The following is a 958-nucleotide window of genomic DNA, read 5'->3' on the forward strand; positions in this document are numbered from 1 at the left end:
CGTGGTGCTATTTAATTTCAAAATATCTCAAATTATAATCTAGTATGATTTGTTCCATTCTCAATTGTAGTCCCATGATACTTCTAGTCAACGTGTGCTCAATATCAAATAGCGCACAAAGTTCAGAAAAGCGATTTTCAATCGTTCTTCTCATGACAAGTAACTGCCAGTAATTATGTTGTTCTGCACCGACCATGTTTTGAGGTAAAGGTGTCCATAAGTGATATCCTTTCTGTTCTAACGTATCTTTTAGCTCTTGACTGAGATAGCCTAAATCGGCAAGAACTATAGATTGTTTCCATCCTTCTAGGAGCTCGTCAACGACTTTGATGTCGTGTACAGAAGCTGGTGTCACAACATAGTTGAGGATATAACCCGACAAAGTGACCAACATATGGACTTTAAAACCATAGAACCAAAGGTTTTTAGCAGCATTATACCCAATATCAGCGAAATCACTGAAAATCTTGGCTCTATGATTGCGAATAGGCTGGCAAAGTGGCAATGGAAAACTGTCCATAATCACAATGCTATCTGGCGAGAGTGCCCCACTCAAGGCTTGTCGAATGAGTTGAACCAACCAAATCAAGTGTTTTGTCCGTCTGTTAAATCGACTTCTTTCTAGCAAGTTGCCCCCAAAGAAAAGTTGACAAATCCTGTAAAAACGGCGTTGAGATGTTATTCCTAACTCAGCTTGAAGCAGCAATAAAACAAGAAGAGACTCATCTGAAACTTTGGCTAAACCGATATTGCGACGATGTTTCAACAAATCAGGGCAGTAAGTTCGATAAAATTGAGAACTGATTTGGGATAATTGTTTCATATTCCATTGTAAATGATGGGATTTATCGGTATAATGTAAGTGGCTCATTAGGACTACCTCCTGTTTGTTTCGTTACTTACAGTATAGTCCTTTTGGGCTTTTATAGTATTTTGAAATTAAATAGCACCACGGGTA

1 protein-coding gene is annotated in these 958 nt (G+C 38.3%); it reads right to left on the bottom strand.

The features are described from left to right. Positions 1 to 7: 7 nt before the first annotated feature. The gene (locus HMPREF2933_RS05270; RefSeq protein WP_070672604.1) at positions 8 to 871 is read right to left on the bottom strand and encodes an IS982 family transposase; all 864 of its coding nucleotides are present in this window, start codon (positions 869 to 871) and stop codon (positions 8 to 10) included. Positions 872 to 958 lie beyond the last annotated feature (87 nt).

This window comes from Streptococcus sp. HMSC066F10 (assembly GCF_001813805.1).
Lineage (GTDB): Bacteria > Bacillota > Bacilli > Lactobacillales > Streptococcaceae > Streptococcus > Streptococcus vaginalis.

What these genes read in the sequence shown, in the direction of transcription:
- HMPREF2933_RS05270 (WP_070672604.1), bottom strand. Translation starts at nt 871, where the DNA reads ATGAGCCACTTACATTATACCGATAAATCCCATCATTTACAATGGAAT.